The sequence below is a fragment of the Mesorhizobium sp. M5C.F.Ca.IN.020.32.2.1 genome (assembly GCF_004023105.1).
Lineage (GTDB): Bacteria > Pseudomonadota > Alphaproteobacteria > Rhizobiales > Rhizobiaceae > Mesorhizobium > Mesorhizobium wenxiniae.
The window spans coordinates 1-2,956 of record NZ_RZSX01000785.1; the positions used below are offsets into that span (position 1 = coordinate 1).

The following is a 2,956-nucleotide window of genomic DNA, read 5'->3' on the forward strand; positions in this document are numbered from 1 at the left end:
GTCTATGACAACGCCCCACTTGGTTCGCTGATCCGTTATTCCGACGGCATGCCGAAACCGCCCGCGCGCTTCACCCGCAAGCTCGCGGACTGGGAGCGTCGCAACGGTCTCGGCCGCCTGGTCCGGAAAGCACCGCCGCGCGACCGTCCGACCTACAGCGCGCCGGCCTCGATCACGCTCAACGAAGGCAATTTTTCCTCCAGCGGCGTCGCCCTCGTGACCGTGATGCGCACCCATTCGGTCGACAGCGAGCTCAAGTTCGAGATCGTCGAGCGGCCCGCCATCGGCATGGTCCGGGTTCTGCAGCGGATCGGCGACGACGACGAGTTGCTGCATCTCGCCGATAGCCGCGAGGCGGCCGAACTCTGGCTCGCACAGACCGGACACCGCAACGCGCGTCTTGAAGACGTAACCGCCGACGAGGTCGGCGCGGATGTCATCGAAGGCCGGGCGGCGGCGTGAGCCGCGCAGAGACACACCTGCGCGCAGAGATCATCAACCCCTTCAACATCATGGCCCGGGCTCGGAAACGAGCACCGGGCCGCTTGCTTTTTCAGGAGCGGCACGATGCCCGAATTCACCATCGAAACCACCTACCGCCTGCCGGTGTTCCGGCACTCAACCTATTCGGCCGACACGCCGGAGGCCGCCTGCCGGCTGGCCATTGAAGACAAGAATTGGTCTGGTCAAAGGGAGGACTACGAGTCCTCCGGCGAAACCTACGTGACCGGCATCTGGGAAGGTGCCGATGCCGCCTATCGCGGACACACGATCCGCGTCCCTCGTCATTTCGAGGAGACCGTACAGCGCAAGGCCGCGCATTTCGAACTCATGCTTGGTCTGCTCAAGATCATGGTCAGCGACACGAAGGCCCGCCGCGCGACCGCCCCGGAATGGTTGGCGAAGTCCGAATGGGCCGTTGCCCTAGGCGAGGCCATCCTCGAGGGCGCGCGCGGTCCAGACGAACCCGCCGCGGACGGGGGCGATCCCGATGCCTGAGATCATCGAAACCACCGTCTACCGGCTCGACGAGCTGTCCGAGGCGGCCAAGGAAGAGGCGCGCGCCTGGTATCGGGAGGGCGCCTTCGACCACGACTGGTACGAATTCGTCTATGACGACTTTGAACGTGTCTGCGAAATCCTCGGCGTCGAGCTGAAGACCAGAGCCGTCCGCCTTATGGGCGGCCGCACGAGGCAACAGCTGTGCATCTGGTTTTCAGGATTCTGGAGCCAGGGAGACGGCGCCTGCTTTGAGGGGCGCTACCGTCACGCCAAGGGCGCGCGGCGCAAAATCCGCGACTATGCGCCGAATGACGGCGAGTTGCACAGGATTGCCGACGCGCTGCAGGCGATCCAGCGCCGCAACTTCTACCAGCTCCACGCCGCCATCTCGCATCGCGACCGCTACTATCACGAATACACGATGGCGATTGCGGTCGAGCGCGACAGTCCGACCTATCAGGACATGACCGCCGATACGGAGGAGGCCGTCACGGAGGCGCTGCGCGACCTCGCCCGCTGGCTCTATCGTCAGCTCGAGCGCGAATATGAGTATCTGACCTCGGATGCGGTGGTCGACGAGGCGATCCTCGCTAACGAATACACCTTCACTGCCGGCGGCTGCCGCTTCGGCTAGGTGCCGTTCGCCCTAATGAGCGATGCCTGACGCACCCTGCCGGGCCGGTCGCTGCCTTGATCCGTTGCGTCCGCAGGTCTGGACGCGGCGTCCCCGCTGTCAACGGGCAAGCCGTTCCCTCATCGCAAGCAATGGGTGACACCGGGTCCTGGCTCGCATCCGCCCGCGCGCCATCGCAACGGAAATCAGGAGGCGATGGCCATGTGCAGGGTTCTCAACGGGCATCACGCAGGCTTGCCGGCAGGCGCCGTCTATATTGGCCGCGGATCGAAGTGGGGCAATCCGTTCCGGATCGGCCCCGACGGCGATCGCGACGCCGTCATCGCAAGGCACGAGCGCTGGCTCGCCGACCAGCACCATCTCCTGCGCGCCCTCGACGAGTTGCGCGGCAAGGACCTGGTGTGCTTTTGCGCGCCGCGTCCGTGCCACGGCGATCTCTTGCTGCGGCTCGCCAACGCGACGCGCGAGGAACGCATCGCCTGGTGGCGCAAGACCGCGTAATCGTCGTGCTCCCGCCGGCTCGAGCCACAGGCTCCCGCTGCAAACGTCCTGCCCACTGGCCAACGCCTTCCATCAAGACCGCCTGGCCTATGGCCGCTTCGCGCATTGCCCGATCCCAAGATCCTCCCGGCGCAGAAAACGCCCGCCCTGTTTGACGCCCGGTAAGGGGTCGCCCGCCTCATGTCGTCAACCCGCAAGGGGTTCCCCTCGGTCCCTCGGTGACGACGGCGGCCGGCCCCTTCCTGCTGGCGTCGGCGGGACGGTTTCCGCGCAAAAATTGGAGGATAGACCCATGGCAAGCACGCAGCGGCCTCATCACCCGGATGACATTGTCGTTTGGCCGGACGGCACTTGGGCGACGCTTGGGGAAGTCTGGGCCGGCGACTTTGGCTGGATGTCGGACGACTACGAGATCGTGTGCGCGGACGATGTCGAACGGCTGAAGGCACTGAACCTGGCGGACGATCTCGGCCTCCCCTGAGAGGGAGAGGAATGCCGGGAGGGTTTGAGCCGGCGTGGTCGAGAGAGAGAGCGCCGCGCGGCTCGCTCCCGTTCCGCTCTCCCGAGGTTCCTGCCATGACCCCCGTCTCCGCATCCGCGGCGCTCGCTGCCGCGCCGCTCCCGCTCGCCGATAGTGACGTCGCAATGGCGGTCGTTGCCGCCGCAGGCCTGTTGCTTCCCCATCTCGAACGCGGCGAGCGCATCGACGCGCCAAAGCTGCGCGCGGCAATGGAAACCGCATACGGCGCTTCCGACACCGCCGGCGCCTGGGACTGGAAGAGGGCCTACGATGCCTGCGAGGCGGCCACGGTCCTGTTC

The 2,956-nt window shown here is 66.1% G+C and carries 6 protein-coding genes; all 6 read left to right on the forward strand.

Annotation, left to right across the window (positions count from 1 at the left end):
* The coding region (locus tag EOA86_RS28795) for a hypothetical protein (RefSeq protein ID WP_128344757.1) at positions 1-462 on the forward strand (462 nt) is incomplete at its 5' end.
* A 105-nt stretch (positions 463-567) separates the two neighbouring features.
* Positions 568-999: a hypothetical protein gene (locus EOA86_RS28800; protein WP_128344759.1), complete on the forward strand. Its 432-nt coding sequence runs from the start codon at positions 568-570 to the stop codon at positions 997-999.
* A complete protein-coding gene (locus EOA86_RS28805) occupies positions 992-1,636 on the forward strand; it encodes an antitoxin of toxin-antitoxin stability system (protein WP_128344761.1) in 645 nt (214 codons plus the stop codon). Before EOA86_RS28800 ends, EOA86_RS28805 begins: the two co-directional genes overlap by 8 nt.
* A gap of 201 nt (positions 1,637-1,837) precedes the next feature.
* A complete protein-coding gene (locus EOA86_RS28810) occupies positions 1,838-2,137 on the forward strand; it encodes a DUF4326 domain-containing protein (protein ID WP_128344763.1) in 300 nt (99 codons plus the stop codon).
* 292 nt (positions 2,138-2,429) lie between these two features.
* On the forward strand, positions 2,430-2,618 hold the full coding sequence (locus EOA86_RS28815) for a hypothetical protein (protein WP_128344765.1): 189 nt from the start codon (positions 2,430-2,432) through the stop codon (positions 2,616-2,618).
* Positions 2,619-2,713: 95 nt separating this feature from the next.
* Positions 2,714-2,956, forward strand: a 243-nt coding sequence (locus tag EOA86_RS28820; RefSeq protein ID WP_164892072.1) for a hypothetical protein, incomplete at its 3' end; no start/stop codon positions are given.

Coding starts and splice junctions, on each gene's coding strand:
- EOA86_RS28800 (WP_128344759.1), top strand. CDS start 568: ATGCCCGAATTCACCATCGAAACCACCTACCGCCTGCCGGTGTTCCGG.
- EOA86_RS28805 (WP_128344761.1), top strand. CDS start 992: ATGCCTGAGATCATCGAAACCACCGTCTACCGGCTCGACGAGCTGTCC.
- EOA86_RS28810 (WP_128344763.1), top strand. CDS start 1,838: ATGTGCAGGGTTCTCAACGGGCATCACGCAGGCTTGCCGGCAGGCGCC.
- EOA86_RS28815 (WP_128344765.1), top strand. CDS start 2,430: ATGGCAAGCACGCAGCGGCCTCATCACCCGGATGACATTGTCGTTTGG.